The organism is Rhizobium gallicum bv. gallicum R602sp (assembly GCF_000816845.1).
Classification (GTDB): Bacteria; Pseudomonadota; Alphaproteobacteria; order Rhizobiales; family Rhizobiaceae; genus Rhizobium; species Rhizobium gallicum.
In genome coordinates this window covers 345,274-361,142 of sequence record NZ_CP006879.1, presented here as the reverse complement: position 1 = coordinate 361,142, position 15,869 = coordinate 345,274, and the positions used below count along the sequence as shown (strand labels likewise).

The window sequence follows — 15,869 nt, the reverse complement described above, 5'->3', positions numbered from 1 at the left end:
ATCCCGTGAGTCAAATTCAGCAAGCGTCGGTATTAGTCGCATCGGCGCAGCTCTCACTCCGGTGTGTCCGAAAGATACGTGCACTCCGGCCGTGGTAGTGAAGCATGCCACCGAAGGCGTCATCACTGCCGCTTGCGACGTATTGTAGTCAGACTGATAGCAACCCATGACGAAGGCAGACATTGCAACACGTCCAACACAGCTCGGCAGCAACGTCCTCAGCGCTGGGCCGTAACAGACAAAAGCGGAGATCGCGCCCGGCCCTGTTCGAACTTTGCACCGTCAACACCGTGTGGGATGTCGTGCTCGATGACATAGTTGCCACGATTGCGGCGGACCTTTCAAGTCTCACCGCTGGATGGCATTCGCTGACGGCCTCCGGCAAGCCGTAGCGAGTATTGCTCTATGCCGCGTTAGGCGGAGCCCGGCTTAAGTCGGACCAACCCAACCCCGGCTTCTATCTCAATTTTGGTCCCAAAGGGCTCCGATAGTTTCTGCAACCGTTCGAGAATTACCCTTGCTTGCGCTTGAACAGCAAGCCTCGGCACACCCCGGTTGGCGAACCTCTTCGATCGACCGAGTTCGATCGGATACAGCCTCAATTCCGCAAGCTGATTGACTTCATAACGGCTGATGGTTACAACGCTCTCATAGAAAGCCGGACCGGATTGAGAGCCAACTAATCCTTCTGCTGTTGGATACCCCATTGCGACCTCATCGATCGTCACCTCGGCATCCGTGTGAACTCTTGGATCCTTGTCATACACGTCGAACATGTCGGCGCCGACCGGTGTACGAAGGTCTTGGCAGAAGAAATTTCCCAGACTGTAAAAGATCGGTCGTCCTTTGTAGATTTCGATGCCACGCAATATATGCGGTCCGTGTACAATATATGCATCCGCTCCGGCATCTATCACGCGGCGCGCAAATGATTGTTCGTAATCGGGCGGTTCCAGGCTCCATTCGCCGGGCTCGTGCCCGTGATTGGTGACGATACAAAAGTCGGAGAATTGCTTTCCGCGGCGAACATTCCGCAAAATGCCAGAAATATCGCGAGAGTTCGGTTTGTAGCTGTAACCCGCCTTCTCCCCGCCTTCGTATATCATCCCGCCAAGCACGACCCGATCCTTATCATGCGGCGGCGGACCATAACCTTGCAAACTTGCGCGAATTTGCCTGAGATGTTCAAGCTGTTCGCGCGGTACAACTATAGATTTTTGCAATCGAAGCGCATTAAGCCCCGGCCTGCCAGGCGCCTCGCCGACCGAATCGCACGCGCGAGCCATGGGCCCGAACGTGGTGGCGAGTGATACCAAAGCGACGCGCCCACTTATTGTCTCCAAAAAACGAGCGGCGCCTGCTTGAGCTAGATTTTCCCCCGCACCTGCATGGACGAGGCCGTTCTCGTCGAGTGCCCTGCTTGTCTCGCGCATGCCCTCAACACCCCAGTCGACTGTGTGGTTGTTCGCCCGACTGAGCATATTAAATCCCATCGCTTTTAGGTCGGGCCCCAGCTCGGGTGCGCTGATGCAATACGCACCGCCATACTCGGCCTGTGGGCATCCCTTCGACCGAACATCCAAGATATTTGTCTCTAAATTTCCGAACGTGACATCGGCATCCTTAAGAATCTTTACAACTTCATCAAACCCGGGATGTCGGCCCTTGGTCACTGGTCGCGCAAACAGCAGGTCACCAACTGCTGCCATTGTGAAGCCGTCTGCAACGTTCGTCTCGATTGATCCGACGGTATCAAAGTCATCAACGCGGCCATTTTCGTGCAAATGTTTTTCCATATGATCTCCTACCTTTCACGGGCGAATATTTTGACTTCCATACGTGGGGTATGGGAACCGATCATCGGGCTGAGCGCAGGCGAATAGCCGCCCACCATATCGGGTTGAGCATTGGCTGACGCGGGAGCGCGCACGTGACAAGCGACGGCGCGGCCGTCGGCCATCGACGTCAGCGGCGGCACGTCGATGCGGCAACGGTCGACGGCGAGCGGACAGCGCGGATGGAAGGCGCAGCCCGTCGGCGGATTGATCGGGCTCGGCACCTCGCCTTCTACCGGCGCCTCCAGCCGCGCCCGCGTCGGATCCGGCACCGGAGCTGCTGCTATCAGCGCCTCGGTATAGGGGTGGACCGGCTTGGCGAAGAGTGCCTCGCATGTGGCCAGTTCGACGATGCGACCCAGATACATGACGGCGACGCGATGCCCAATGTGCTCCACGACGCCGAGATCATGCGAGATGAAGACGAAGGCGATGCCCATCTGCTGCTGGAGATCCATCAGCAGATTGAGGATCTGTGCCTGCACGGAAACGTCCAGGGCCGAGACCGCCTCGTCAGCGATGATGAGCGAGGGCTTGAGCGACAGGGCGCGCGCAATGCCGAGCCGCTGGCGCTGGCCCCCCGACAGTTCGGACGGAAGCCTGTGCATGATTTCGGGCCCCAATCCGACCTTCTGCAGAAGGTCTGCGGCGAGCGCCTGGCGCTGACTGCGGCCGAGGCGCTCGAAGTTCTCGACGGGTTCGGTGATGATCTGGGCGGCGGTAAGGCGTGGGTTCAGCGAAGAGTAAGGATCCTGAAAGACCATCTGCATCCGCCGGCGAAACGCCCGAAGCTCGTGCTTCTTGAGCCCCGCAATATCGGTTCCTTCGATAAGCACGCGCCCGTCCGTCGGTTCCATGAGCCGCATCAGAAGCCGTGCGACGGTGGATTTACCGCAGCCGGATTCGCCAACGATGCAAAGTGTCTCGCCTGCTTCGACGGAAAAGGATACAGCCTCCACGGCCCGCACGACCGGGCCATTCTTCTTCAAGATACCCGCACTGAGCGGGAAATGCTTGGTCAGGCTTTCGACTTTCAACAAAGGATCACTCATACGCCCATCACCTCTTCGGCGCGCCAGCAAGCAGCGGCGTGCGCCGGTCCGACATACTTAAGAACGGGTGTCTTTTCCCGGCAAATGTCGATTGCGAACGGACAACGCGGCGCAAAGCTGCACCCGACGATTGGATTGCGCAGGCTCGGCACGATACCGGGTATTTCCGGAAGGCGGCTTTGCTGACCGCGCCGCCGGTCAGGCACAGAGCGCATAAGGGCCTGAGTATAAGGATGCGCAGGCCGCGCGAACAGATCCGTCACAGTCGCTTGCTCGACGATCCGGCCGGCATACATCACGATCACACGTTGGCATGTCTCGGCCACAACGCCCAGATCGTGCGTGATGAACATCACCGCGGTCCCCGTGCGCTCCTTCAGATCAACGATCAGCCGCAGGATCTGCGCCTGGATGGTGACATCGAGTGCAGTCGTTGGCTCGTCAGCGATCAACAGCTCCGGTGAGCAGGCAAGAGCCATGGCGATCATGGCGCGCTGGCGCATACCACCCGACATCTCATGGGGATAGTTGTTGGCGCGACGCTCCGGGTCCGCAATGCGGACGAGGCGAAGCATCTCTTCAGCCTTAGCCATTGCGGCCGCCCGGGAGGCTCCCGTGTGGATCTGCACCGCTTCAGCGATTTGGTGACCGACAGTGTAGACCGGGTTGAGGCTCGTCATCGGATCCTGGAAGATCATGGCGATCTGATCGCCGCGAATCTTTCGCATCTCCCGCTCAGAGAGATCGAGCAGGTCGCGGCCGTGAAAGCGGACCTCGCCGCCGATGGTCCTGGCGGTCAGCTTCGGTAGTAGGCGGAGGATCGACAACGCGGTGACGCTCTTGCCGCATCCGGATTCGCCGACGACGCCGAGCGTCTCGCCTTTCATCACCTGGAAGCTGATGCCGCCAAGCGCGCGGGTAACGCTATCTTCGCCAAAAAAATGCGTCTCCAGGTCTCTGACGTCGAGAAGCACTTCATTGCCCACGTTCTGATGTATCTGCATGTTACTGCCTCCGCTTTGCGCGGGGATCGAACAGATCGCGCAGACCGTCGCCGAGTAGGTTGACGGCTAGAACCGTGATGGCAAGGCAGATGCCGGGGGCGAAGATCGTCAATGGGGAGATGGAGATAAAGAGCCGAGAGCTTGAGATCATGTTGCCCCAGCTGGCAATCTCGGGCGGCACGCCCACGCCGAGGAAGCTCAGCCCGGCCTCTGTCAGAATCGCATCTGCGCAGACGATGGCGCTTTGCACCATAAGAGGCGGAATGGTGCTGGGCAGGATATGCCGCCACAGCACTTTGGGTAGACGCGCACCGCCACAAAGGGAGGCCTCCACATAGGGCCGCTCCCGAACACTCAAAACCACCGAACGGACCAGCCGCGTGACGCTTGGCAGCTGTGGGATCGTGATCGCGACGATGAGAATGCCCAATCCCGGTCCTGTCAGAGAAATAAGGGCGATGGCCAGCAGAATCGTCGGGATCGACATCAAGCCATCCATTATGCGCATGACGATGTTGTCGAACCGGCGATTGTAGCCAGCGATAACACCAATCAGAACCCCGCCCACAGCCGCGCAGGTCGCCGAGAGCAATCCGACCATAAGGGAGATTCGCGCGCCGAAGATTGTTCGGGCAAACACGTCACGGCCCAGATTGTCGGTTCCGAACCACATCTCGACCGAAGGCGGCTGGAGGCGCTTGAACGGGTCCATGTTCACCGGGTCGCCGGCGTAAATGGGCGCGGCGAGCGCCAGAATGATCAGCAGCACGAGGAGTCCACCGCCTATCAGGACCAGCGGGTGCCGTCTTGCCAGACGAGCAAGACCCGATAGTCGGGGATGGGCCCTCGGCAGGGCTTCAATTGATGGAGAGATTAAGGTCATAATCAGTACCGGATGCGAGGATCGATCAAGGTGTAAGAAAGATCGACCGTGAGATTGATAAGGACGTATAAACCCGAAACCAGGATAAGCACGCCTTGTATGATGGGGTAATCGCGGCCGTTGATCGCATCGACCACCAAACGACCGATACCCGGTATATTGAACACGGTTTCCGTGATGACGACGCCAGAGATCAGGCCTGCGAAACTTAAGCCGATCACGGTGAGGATCGGGACGCCGGCATTCTTCAAGGCATGGTGGAAAAGCATGGCATAGGACGAAGCGCCTTTTGCAACAGCCGTTCGCATGTAATCTTCCGACAGAACCTCCAGCATGCTCGCCCGCGCGATCCGGGCGATGAACGCAATGTAGGGAATGCTCAAAGTCACGATCGGCAGGATCAGGTGCACAAACCAGGGCCCGAAGCCTTGATCAATAGGCTTGTATCCTTGGACCGGTAGCCAATGCGTTGTGATAGCGAAGAAGTAGATGAGGAAATAGCCAACGACAAACACCGGGAGAGAAAAGCCAAGCGTCGCGAATGCCGTCAAGATGCGATCAACAAGACCGCCAGCGCGCCACGCGGCCAGGATACCGAAGGAAACCCCAATCGTCACCGAAACGATCATCGTCAGGACCGTCAAGGAAAGGGTAGGCTCGAGCCGCTGCGAGATGAGCTCCAGAACCGGCCGGCCGGCAAAGATCGAGGTGCCGAAATCGCCGCCAAGCATATCCCGCACCCAACGTATGAACTGAACCGGCATGGGCTCGTTCAGTCCGAGCTGCTCGCGGATGCCAGCAATCATCTCAGCCGTAGCCGACTTGCCGGCGATGATGGCTGCCGGGTCGCCAGGCGCCAGCCTGAGAAGCAGGAAAACAAACATCCCGACCATCGCCATCACGGCGACGGTCGAAACCAATCTCCGAAGAATGTAAGCAGCCATTAGACCGCGGCCTTCTGCATGTTCCACAGCGGGACGAGCGGCGACAACCCGATGAGCCCGGTGAGTGTCTGACGGCGCGCAATTGCCGTGACGTATTGACCCAGCCGCACGTCGCCGACGAAGTCCCACCAAATCCGCTGCATGTTTCGGGCCAGCGCCTTGCGATCTTCCAGCGTTTCGACACTAGCCCATTTGGCCCGAAGCGCCTCATATTCGTCGTTCTGCGGCCAGCCGAACCAGCCCTCTTCGCCATTCGCGGCTAGAAAGACCGCGGATACCGGATCGCCTTGGACGAAATCGGGATCGTCGGTTATGAAGATACTCCAACCGCCGCTCTCTACGGCCCCCTTGTTCGCGCGGCGCGCGACAACGCCGCTCCAGTCGCTCGGCGCAAGCTCGGCATTGACCCCAATCTTTCGCAGCATGTCCGCCAAGAGCAGCGCGGCGTTGTTGGCTGCCGCCCAGGTTGTTGGCTGAAGAATGACGATCTTTTCGCCGGCATATCCGGCTTCCTTGAAGAGTTGCTTGGCCTTTTCCGGGTCGCCGCCCCTCTTGAACCAGCCGGTATTCTCGTCATTTGAATAAGGCGTAGTGTTGCCAAATATCGACGTGACGGTGTGGCCGTATTTGGGGTCAGAAGCCGTGACGCGCAAAAACGCCTCCTGGTCGATCAGGTGAAGCATCGCCTGGCGCGCTTTCACGTTATCGAACGGCTTTTGCAGGTGGTTCATACGCAGGCATAGATCGTTGCCGGACTTGTCCAGAACCTGGAGTGCAAGATCGGGGTCGCTCTCAATCATTGGGTAAAGATCGGCGGGGGGCAGTCGAACGAAATCAATCTCGCCCGCGTGCAAGGCCGCCAAAGCCGTCTGGCTATCGACAATGATGTCCCACACGACCCGATCGACCTTGACTACCTTTCCGCCGGCAAATCCGTCGGGAGCTTCGCTGCGCGGCACGTATTTCTCGTTGCGATCATAGGTGAAGCTCGCGCCCGGCTTGGCAAGAGAATGATTGAACTTGAACGGTCCCGATCCGATATTCGTCGTGACCTGCTCGGTTGCGGGCCTATCAGCATCCTTTTCACGCATGATATACAACGAGCTTCCTGCTATCGTTGCCAACATATCGATCAGCAGCCCCAACGGCTCCTTAAGCGCGATGGTGAAGGTCTTCTCGTCCTTCTTCGATATATCGCTAGCCCGCGCCATGATCATTTGTCCGCCGGAGGCCACTTCGCCCCATCGGCGGATCGAAGCCACGCAGTCTCCCGCAGTAACCGGGGTCCCATCGTGCCAAGCCAGACCATCCCGGAGTTGGAACGTATAGGTCTTCTTGTCGTCCGAAGCGCTCCACTTCTCCACCATTTGCGGCCTCGGCAAGAGCCTGGAGTCCGGAGAAAACAGCGTGTCGTAAATCGCCAGGCCATGGATCTGGGTGGGGTCAGTAGTCGTAAAGATCGGATCGAAGACCTGGAGCTCACCAAGCCCCATACGGACCGTCCGTCCGTCGGGCGGTGCCGTCTGTGCCCGCAGCAGCGACGGGATCGACACAGCCGTCCCGGCGATAAGGCTGGTCTTTATAAGGTCGCGTCGAGAGATTATCATTTGAAGTTCCCCTTAATGGCGCGTTTTCCGCGTTTTTCTGTTGTCGCCCACGGGTGATAAATTGGCCCATCAAGTCCAACAGATGCGCCGGCGGGATGACATTTGATAGCACCCGAGCAGCAGGCGTTTGCGTCAAAATTCCCTGGGTAGTGAAACGTGGACGGCACAAAGCGTCTTGTTTGAAACGCCACCGGCATTTCCGCAACGCGCCAGTCTATCTCTATCCGCCAATGAGGACTACAAAATATAGAGGAGCCCACGTTCTTGGAGTCCGCAGAGACGGGTGCGGATTTCGGATTAACGGGGACACCGATTCCGGTAAATCGCGGACATCCCTGGAGTGCACCCCCAGACTGAGACTAGGAAAATCGCGCATGCTGCGGATAATACTGCCCGCCCTTTTCTCCTCGGGCGTGGCGCGTCAAAACTGGAGAGCCGATCACGACGGCGTCCAACTTGCAAAAGAGTTATAGAGCGTAAGAGCTTGCTTTGGAACACCGTGTTACGCATCGGCTGGCTGCACATGTCGGCATTTCGCACATGCAGTCTTCTCCGGACGCCGCGCTTGCGCGTCCGCCTCAATTCAATCGGAAAACCCAAATGGCGCGTCAGTGCGGCGGTAGTGGTCGGGAAGAATCTGTCGGCCGATCGGCGGTTCCGACCGGTATCTGCAATTATCGCGCTGGCAGAGGCGACAGGTGATCCCAATCGGCGTTAGCGTGAACGGTTGTCGATAATAGACCAGGCGTTCGGCATACCTGGCTTCGCAAACCAGTGCCACGGCCCGGTCGACCCGCGGAACTCCAAAAGTCCCTCCCCTCGAGCTTACGGTTCGGGCGATCGAGAAGAACTGTTGGCCATCCGGCAATTCCAGCCATTGCGTTACGACAGTTCGAGGTGTGGAAAAGACTTGATGCAAGGTCCACAGCGGACAACCACCGCCATGCCTGGCAAAAGGAAAGTTGGCGCTGTCGAGGCGCTTGGATACATTACCAGCAGCATCCACCCGAATGAAGAAGAACGGGATTCGCTCCTGCCCAGGCTTCTGAAGCGTTGTAAGCCGATGAGCGGCCTGTTCGAAACTGGTTCCAAATTGACGTGCAATCGCCTCAACGTCGTAGTGACGCGCCTCGACCGCTTTGGCGAAGGGCTTGTAGGGCATGACCACTGCGGCGGCAAAGTAGCCAGCAAGTGCCCGGTGGGCCAGCCGTCGCGCGCTCTCTGTCGAGAAACTGCCCTCCTGAACGACTTTGCCAATCTCGTCGTCGAACTCGACGTAGGCAAGTTGCTGTGCGACCTGGAAATTCTGACTTGCTGTATCCAGACAGTCGTCGAGCAGAACCTCGCGTCGATGTCGATCGAGCCGGCGCACCGAGCCTGACATGATCTCCGCTGGGATCCGTCGGACACGAAGGGCATGACGCTGCATGAAATATGCTTGAAGACCGCCGGCGTCATTCACTGCGGTTGCCAGCTTTTCAGCGGCCGCATCGAGGCCCGGAAAACAGTTTCGTCTCGCGGCCAGGAACCGTCGCACGTCTGCAACAGGATCCGCTCCTTCGTCACCCCCACGGTCAACGGCCACCTGTCGTTGGTCGGCAAGGGCGAACTGCTCTTCCTTGTAGGCTGTGTAAAGGCGCAGCATGGCTTGAGCAAAGCCGGGAAAGCTGCTCAGCACATCGGCTGCTTCGAGCGGTGAAATCTCTATGTCGGTAAAGATCGGATCCTTGATGGTTGCCTGCAGCCGTCCAAGAAGTTCGGGCGTGCTGTCGTCGGCCAGAGCCGACATGTCGATCTTATAGGTCCTCGCGAGACGGAGCAGCAACTCGGCGGTCATCGGGCGCTGATTACCCTCCATCAGGGCGACATATGACGGGGACACGTCGAGGTCCGACGCCATCATAGCCTGAGTGAGACCAAGATCCCTTCGCAGCCGCCGAAGACGAGGTCCTAAGTAAACGCCATGCTTTTCCATGACGAACATTACAACATTACAGCGATTCATTGTAAAGTTTGACAACGTGACACTGGGACGGCTCCAGCATTTTCATCGGACGCGTTATTGCACGGCACACTTGAAATCGACAGTCCTGGAGGAATCGATGTTGTATGCAGCCTATCTCGAAGACGCCAACCGCCTGATCGCGGGCAAAGCCGAATGGACCGGACTGACAGGTGAGGCTGTCGCCCGGATGCGTCTGCAGAACCGATTCAAGACGGGTCTCGATATCGCGCGCTACACGGCCGCGATCATGCGCCGCGACATGGCCGGCTATGACAAGGACCCGAGCAAATACACGCAGTCCCTCGGCTGCTGGCATGGCTTTATCGCTCAGCAGAAAGTAATCTCGCTGAAGAAGCATTTCGGGTCGACCGAGCGACGCTACCTCTATCTCTCCGGATGGATGGTTGCAGCGCTCAGGTCCGAATTCGGTCCCCTGCCCGACCAATCCATGCACGAAAAAACCAGCGTGCCGGCCCTCGTCGAGGAACTCTACACTTTCCTGCGCCAGGCAGATGCACGCGAACTCGGTATGTTGTTCAGAGAAATCGACAAAGCCCGGGCGGAGGGCGATCAAGCGCGAGAACAGCAACTGGTTCAAGCGGTCGACAATCACCAGACGCATGTCATCCCCATTATTGCCGATATCGACGCAGGATTCGGAAATGCCGAAGCAACCTATCTGCTCGCGAAAAAAATGATCGAAGCCGGCGCCTGTGCGCTGCAGATCGAAAACCAGGTTTCCGACGAAAAGCAGTGCGGCCATCAGGACGGCAAGGTGACCATTCCCCACGAAGAATTCGTCGCCAAGATCCGCGCGTGCCGCTACGCATTCCTCGAGCTCGGCATCGATGACGGAATCATCGTCGCCCGCACCGACTCTCTTGGCGCAGGCCTAACGAAGCAAATCGCGTTCAGCGTTAGCGAAGGCGATATCGGCGATCAGTACAACGCCTTCCTGGATTGCGACGATATCACCGGCCAGTCGCCCTCTAACGGTGATGTCTTGATCACGCGCGGCTCAAAGGTATTGCGGCCGAAGCGGCTGCGCTCCAACCTCTTTCAGTTCCGCGAAGGCACCGGCGCCGACCGCTGCGTCCTTGATTGCATCAATGCTCTCAACAATGGTGCCGACCTGCTGTGGATCGAGACCGAAAGGCCCCATGTCGAGCAGATCGCCAGCATGATGGATCGCATCCGCGAGGAGATCCCGAATGCCAAGCTGGTCTACAACAACTCGCCGTCGTTCAACTGGACGCTGAACTTCCGGCAGCAGGTATTCGATGTCTGGGAAAAGGAAGGAAAGGACGTCTCCGGGTTCGATCGAACGAAGCTGATGAGCGAGCAGTATGACGACAGCGATCTGGCACGCGAAGCCGACGAAAAGATCAGAACGTTCCAGCACGACGCTTCCAAACGCGCCGGGATCTTCCATCACCTGATCACGCTGCCAACCTATCACACTGCAGCGCTTTCGACCGACAACCTCGCCAAGGAATATTTCGGCGAGCAGGGCATGCTCGGCTATGTCGCCAACGTCCAGCGAAAAGAAATCCGCCAAGGCATTGCCTGCGTGAAGCACCAGAACATGGCAGGCTCCGACATGGGCGACGATCACAAGGACTATTTCGCCGGCGAAGCGGCCCTGAAGGCCGGCGGGGCCTACAATACCATGAACCAGTTCGCCGCTTGATCAACGACTTACGGGGTAGCGACAAACGCTCCCCCGCCTCACGGAGGAAAGACATGTCGAAAGAAGCCGAGGAAGAAAAAACCGTCCAACCCGAGCGGTCGCGTGCCGTCTTCTCGCAGCAGGATTTTGAACTTATTCGGGTCGCTATCGCTCACTACCTGCAAGAGCTGAAGGACAAGCCGGAAGCAGTTAAGTATTCAAACCTGTACCACCGGCTTGGGCGGATATCATAAAGCGCCCACCGCAAAGTCACATTGACGTCGCCAGAGACGACCGGCGGAAGGAAGGGTCTATTCGATGACCTCTCGTCTATCAGCATCGAACGAGTCTCTCGGCAACGTTCGCTTTGGTTTCCGGATTCATAGGGGAATAAACATGCTTGCCAAGAGCGCCCTTGTCGCGGTCGACGGTCTAAGCGCCGAGTTGCAGCTTCGATCGGGAACGATTGGACCACAGGTCGTTGACATCGGTTCGCTCTACAAGCAAACGCAGATGTTCACCTACGACCCGGGCTTCACATCCACGGCTTCATGCGAATCCAGCATCACTTATATCGACGGTGACGCTGGCGTACTGCTGCATCGCGGCTACCCGATCGAACAGCTTGCCGAACACGGTGACTTCCTTGAAGTCTGCTATCTGCTGCTCTACGGCGAACTGCCCACAAAGGCGCGGAAGGCGGACTTCGATTATCGAGTTGCGCGCCACACCATGGTGCATGAGCAGATGCCGCGCTTCTTTAGCGGCTTCCGCCGCGACGCGCATCCCATGGCTGTCATGTGCGGTTGCGTCGGCGCGCTCTCGGCCTTCTATCACCACTCGACCGACATCACAGATCCCCATCAGCGCATGGTCGCGAGCCTTCGCATGATTGCCAAGATGCCGACGCTCGCTGCCATGGCCTACAAGTACCATGTCGGCCAGCCCTTCGTGTATCCGCAGAACGACCTCGATTATGCGTCAAACTTCCTGCGCATGTGCTTTGCCGTTCCGTGCGAGGACTATGTCGTCAATCCGGTGCTCTCGCGCGCCATGGACCGCATCTTCATCCTACATGCCGACCACGAGCAGAATGCTTCGACCTCGACGGTTCGCCTTGCCGGTTCGTCGGGCGCCAACCCATTCGCCTGTATCGCTGCCGGCATCGCCTGCCTCTGGGGTCCCGCGCATGGCGGCGCCAACGAAGCAGCGCTCAACATGTTGACCGAGATCGGCACGGTCGACCGCATTCCAGAATTCATTGCGCGCGCCAAGGACAAGAACGATCCGTTCCGCCTGATGGGCTTCGGTCACCGCGTTTACAAGAATTACGATCCGCGAGCACGCATCATGCAGAAGACTATGTATGAGGTGCTCGAAGCGACAGGACAGCGCGACGAACCGCTGATGCGGATTGCAATCGTGCTTGAAAAAATTGCGCTGAACGACCCCTACTTCATTGAGAAGAAGCTCTACCCCAACGTCGACTTCTATTCGGGCATTACGCTGCGTGCTCTGGGTTTCCCCACGACGATGTTCACCGTCCTCTTTGCGCTCGCGCGCACCGTCGGCTGGGTGGCGCAGTGGAACGAGATGATCGAGGATCCACAACAACGTATTGGCCGTCCGCGCCAGCTATATATAGGGGAGCCTCTTCGCGACTACTTGCCAATCTCAAAGCGCTGAGCGATAGCGCGCCGGAGCGAGGGGATGGCTTCGCGGCTTCCAATATTACTTCGGCCGGAAGCTTTTTCGGTCGATTTCACACATTGGGCGGTTCGTTCATATGTCCGGCCTTCATGCGCGGCACATGGCTGCTGTCCTTGAAGGGATCCGCGAAACGAGGAGCTAAATCAAGTTTACGCGCTTTAGCGCATTGGGGCAGTAGGTTCATTTGTGTCGGGATTTTGTCCCACGGGTTCATCGCCTGTTATTGCACCTTGCCCTTTGCGCCGGGCAGATCGTTTTGGCGGTCACTGCATCCATCAGACGGCGACCGCTGCAAGCGTTGAGAGGCCTTCTCTCGAGAAGCCGTCAGCTAGGGCCACGTCCGAGCGTCGTTCCGGGCAACCCGGAAGACGGCGGTTGCCCCACGACGAGGAGAGCGCCGAGTTCCGGATTTCGGATCTTCGATATTCGTCCCCGCTACTCCTTACCTCCGCTTGAATGAGACCGCGGTGTCAACGCGAGCCAGGCGGCAAAGTGGCGAGCCACCTTAATGGTGGCCGCCGTAATCGCGCCCCCGCCAGGATCGTTTTCAACCGAAGGTTGTCTCGTCGCGCGTGGCCTCCACGACAATTGCGCGGTCGAACTGACCGGCAAAGCTTCGATCACATTGACAACAGCCATCACAGAGCGAAGCCCGCTGCGGCACGATCGAAACCAGCGCCTCAATCTTTGCCAGGCCGGCGGTGGCGATGATGCCCAGTTCGCCGGATGCGCGCAAAGCGTTAACCGCCGTGCGTTCGCTGCCGCACCAGAAGAGCGCGGTCTCCAGCAACGCCGCGGCTGCCTGCTGCTTCGGCCGATCGGGACGAAGCGCATCATCTTTCGGATTACCGCTTCGCTGATCGCCTCCGCGTAGCGCTCCCTCTCCGCCCCTATAAGAAAGCATGTCGTAGTGAACTTGTCGTCACCGTGCCGATTCGGCTCTTGAAAGCCGGTGACAAGATCGAGAAGGAGCCCGACCGGCGCATCCAGGAAGCGATTGCATTCTTCCGCAAGTTGCCGATCAGAGTGATGGTGCCCAAATTTGAATTGGGTTGGCCAGAAAAAGACGCTACCGTCGAAGACCTGTTCAACGGCAGCCAGCTTTGGAGGCGAATTTAAATGCCTGAGCTATCGATCGTGGTGATTGGGCGTGTAGCGGATCAGATCCCTATCGCTTCATAGGCATCGGCGATCTGTCGGATCGACGCGACATAAGCGGCGGTTCGGTAATCGCCGAGTTCCGGTTGCTGTTCCATCAGGTCGGCGATGCGTCCCCAGGTGCTGCGCATGACGTCTTCCAGTCCGGAACGAACCAGATCGATTTCTGCGCCGCCTTCGAGGAACTCGTCACGGATATCGGCGGGGAACTCCTTGCCGGTCATGCGTTCGAGCGCTGAGGCAATCGTTTGGTTGCGCCGCTCGCGGCGACGCCGCTCCATCAGGCCGAAGGGAATATGCGTCAGGTTCTTCACCCACTCGAAGTAACTGACGACCACGCCGCCGGCATTGACGTAAAGATCGGGAAGGATGGCGACCCCACGGGTGCGGAGAACCTTGTCTGCCTCGAAGGTCACCGGGCCGTTGGCAGCTTCGACGACGAGGTTTGCCTTGATGCGGTCCGCATTTCCCGCATGGACAGCATTTTCCATCGCCGCTGGGATGAGGACGTCGCATGGCTGCTCGATGCCGGTCATATCCCCGGGAAACGAGGCGGCGCCCTCAAAGCCGAGGATGCTGCCCGTTTTGATCTGATGCTGCTTCAGTGCCTCGATCGCCAGACCATCGGCATTGGCGACATAGCCGTCGCGTTCAGCAACGATGGTCACCCGGGCGCCGTCTTCTTCAGAGAGGAACTTTGCCGCATGGTAACCGACATTGCCGAACCCCTGAACGATCACGGCGGCACTCTTCAGATCACGCTTGCCACCCAAGCCCGATGTTCGGAGATCGCGAAGATAGCTCTGGATGGCGAACTGGACGCCCCTGCCGGTTGCTTCGGTCCGGCCGGCAATGCCGCCCTTCGACAGCGGCTTTCCGGTGACGCAGGCGCGCGCATTGATCACATCGGTCGGATTGGCGCGCCGGAACTCGTCCATCATCCATGCCATTTCCCGCTCGCCCGTGCCAATGTCGGGAGCCGGGACGTTGACGCCGGGGCCGATCAGGCCACGTTTGTTGAGCTCCTGGGTGAAGCGGCGGGTGATGCGCTCGAGCTCCTGCGGCGTCCATTCGCGCGGGTCGATCTTGAGCGCGCCTTTCGAGCCGCCGAACGGAACGTCGACCAGCGAGCATTTGAGCGTCATCAGCGCCGCCAGCGCTTCGACCTCTTCCGCATCGGCATTCGAGGCATAGCGAATGCCGCCCTTCACCGGCTCGCAGTGCTCGCTATGGACCGATCGCCAGCCGATGAAGCTGTACATGCGGCCGCGCAGGCGAACGCCGAAGCGAACAGTGTAAGTCGAGTTACACTGCATGATCCGTTCCGACAGTCCCTCCGGCAGGTCGAGGAACGTCATCGCATGGCGGAAGTTCTGGTCAACGCTATCCAGAAAGCCGGCGGAGCTCGTTTCGCCGAGTTGTACGTGGTGTTGCGGTATAACATTCACTTGGGATTCCTCCTTGGTCGGGCAGCCCGTGCGCCGCAACTGACTCAGCTCAGTAGAACGCGATGATCGGCGTTGCGCACAAGCAGGGCATAGATCAGCGTGAACAGACGGCGGGCGGTGTCGTTGTCGATATTCACTTTCGCTGACAACCGGGCTCTCAGCAGTTCGGCAGCCTCGTTATGGACGCCACGCCGGCCCATATCGATTGCCTCAAGCCGCTCAGGTCCAGGGTGCCGGACGGCGTCGTAATAATTCTCGCAAATGCGGGTGTAATCCTTGAGCAATCGGCGGAAGGGCGTGAGCGACAGGTAATGACTGACAACATGGTCGCCATGATCATCAGCGACATGCAGTGCCAGGCGCCCGTCAACCGCTTCGATCCTGAGGCGATAAGGTCCGCCGTCGTGACCGACTGGAATGAATGTATTGGATTCCAAGAGGTCGATGACCGCGAGCGCTTGCTCCCGCTCAATTCTCGCCTCCCGGCCACCGAACGATCGGTCGAGCGATACGTCACAGAGACGGTACTCGGCGGAGGCCATGACACTGCCCTC

Annotated in this window: 14 protein-coding genes; 4 read left to right on the top strand and 10 right to left on the bottom strand. The window is 58.7% G+C overall.

Annotation, left to right across the window (positions count from 1 at the left end; all coding sequences use genetic code 11):
* Nucleotides 1-413: 413 nt before the first annotated feature.
* The 7 genes from RGR602_RS22675 to RGR602_RS22645 form a co-directional block, all read right to left on the bottom strand.
* Nucleotides 414-1,796, bottom strand: a complete 1,383-nt coding sequence (locus RGR602_RS22675) for a CapA family protein (protein ID WP_040114331.1) — start codon at nucleotides 1,794-1,796, stop codon at nucleotides 414-416.
* 8 nt (nucleotides 1,797-1,804) lie between these two features.
* The gene (locus RGR602_RS22670) at nucleotides 1,805-2,887 is read right to left on the bottom strand and encodes an ABC transporter ATP-binding protein (RefSeq protein ID WP_052451707.1); all 1,083 of its coding nucleotides are present in this window, start codon (nucleotides 2,885-2,887) and stop codon (nucleotides 1,805-1,807) included.
* Complete coding sequence (locus RGR602_RS22665) at nucleotides 2,884-3,891, bottom strand: ABC transporter ATP-binding protein (RefSeq protein WP_040114313.1); 1,008 nt, start codon at nucleotides 3,889-3,891, stop codon at nucleotides 2,884-2,886. The genes RGR602_RS22670 and RGR602_RS22665 overlap by 4 nt, the downstream gene beginning before the upstream one ends.
* Before the next feature lies 1 nt (nucleotide 3,892).
* The gene (locus tag RGR602_RS22660; protein ID WP_040114312.1) at nucleotides 3,893-4,774 is read right to left on the bottom strand and encodes an ABC transporter permease; all 882 of its coding nucleotides are present in this window, start codon (nucleotides 4,772-4,774) and stop codon (nucleotides 3,893-3,895) included.
* Nucleotides 4,775-4,776: 2 nt separating this feature from the next.
* Nucleotides 4,777-5,718 (bottom strand): ABC transporter permease, encoded by a 942-nt coding sequence (locus tag RGR602_RS22655; protein WP_040114311.1) that lies wholly within the window; start codon nucleotides 5,716-5,718, stop codon nucleotides 4,777-4,779.
* Complete coding sequence (locus RGR602_RS22650; protein WP_040114330.1) at nucleotides 5,718-7,325, bottom strand: ABC transporter substrate-binding protein; 1,608 nt, start codon at nucleotides 7,323-7,325, stop codon at nucleotides 5,718-5,720. Before RGR602_RS22650 ends, RGR602_RS22655 begins: the two co-directional genes overlap by 1 nt.
* Before the next feature lie 583 nt (nucleotides 7,326-7,908).
* Nucleotides 7,909-9,300, bottom strand: a complete 1,392-nt coding sequence (locus RGR602_RS22645; RefSeq protein WP_040114466.1) for a helix-turn-helix domain-containing protein — start codon at nucleotides 9,298-9,300, stop codon at nucleotides 7,909-7,911.
* A gap of 127 nt (nucleotides 9,301-9,427) precedes the next feature.
* Between RGR602_RS22645 and RGR602_RS22640 the strand changes: the two genes are divergently transcribed.
* The 3 genes from RGR602_RS22640 (at nucleotide 9,428) to gltA (ending at nucleotide 12,685) form a co-directional block, all read left to right on the top strand.
* Nucleotides 9,428-11,020, top strand: coding sequence for an isocitrate lyase (locus tag RGR602_RS22640; protein ID WP_040114329.1), 1,593 nt, complete (start codon nucleotides 9,428-9,430; stop codon nucleotides 11,018-11,020).
* Between the two features lie 53 nt (nucleotides 11,021-11,073).
* Nucleotides 11,074-11,253: a hypothetical protein gene (locus RGR602_RS22635; protein WP_040114328.1), complete on the top strand. Its 180-nt coding sequence runs from the start codon at nucleotides 11,074-11,076 to the stop codon at nucleotides 11,251-11,253.
* A gap of 142 nt (nucleotides 11,254-11,395) precedes the next feature.
* On the top strand, nucleotides 11,396-12,685 hold the full coding sequence (gene gltA / locus RGR602_RS22630; RefSeq protein ID WP_040114327.1) for a citrate synthase: 1,290 nt from the start codon (nucleotides 11,396-11,398) through the stop codon (nucleotides 12,683-12,685).
* A 571-nt stretch (nucleotides 12,686-13,256) separates the two neighbouring features.
* Here gltA and RGR602_RS37520 read toward each other — a convergent pair.
* Entirely contained in the window at nucleotides 13,257-13,613 is a 357-nt protein-coding gene (locus tag RGR602_RS37520) for a hypothetical protein (RefSeq protein ID WP_166677514.1), read from the bottom strand.
* Between the two features lie 38 nt (nucleotides 13,614-13,651).
* Here RGR602_RS37520 and RGR602_RS39850 point away from each other — a divergent pair, with 38 nt between their 5' ends.
* Nucleotides 13,652-13,828: a hypothetical protein gene (locus tag RGR602_RS39850; protein WP_166677515.1), complete on the top strand. Its 177-nt coding sequence runs from the start codon at nucleotides 13,652-13,654 to the stop codon at nucleotides 13,826-13,828.
* A 41-nt stretch (nucleotides 13,829-13,869) separates the two neighbouring features.
* Here the strand turns inward: RGR602_RS39850 and RGR602_RS22615 are convergent, their stop codons facing one another.
* Both RGR602_RS22615 and RGR602_RS22610 read right to left on the bottom strand, forming a co-directional pair.
* Nucleotides 13,870-15,225, bottom strand: coding sequence for a Glu/Leu/Phe/Val family dehydrogenase (locus RGR602_RS22615; RefSeq protein WP_166677517.1), 1,356 nt, complete (start codon nucleotides 15,223-15,225; stop codon nucleotides 13,870-13,872).
* 134 nt (nucleotides 15,226-15,359) lie between these two features.
* Nucleotides 15,360-15,857 carry a UPF0262 family protein gene (locus RGR602_RS22610; protein WP_040114323.1) on the bottom strand — a complete coding sequence of 166 codons (498 nt, stop codon included), beginning with the start codon at nucleotides 15,855-15,857 and terminating at the stop codon, nucleotides 15,360-15,362.
* Nucleotides 15,858-15,869 lie beyond the last annotated feature (12 nt).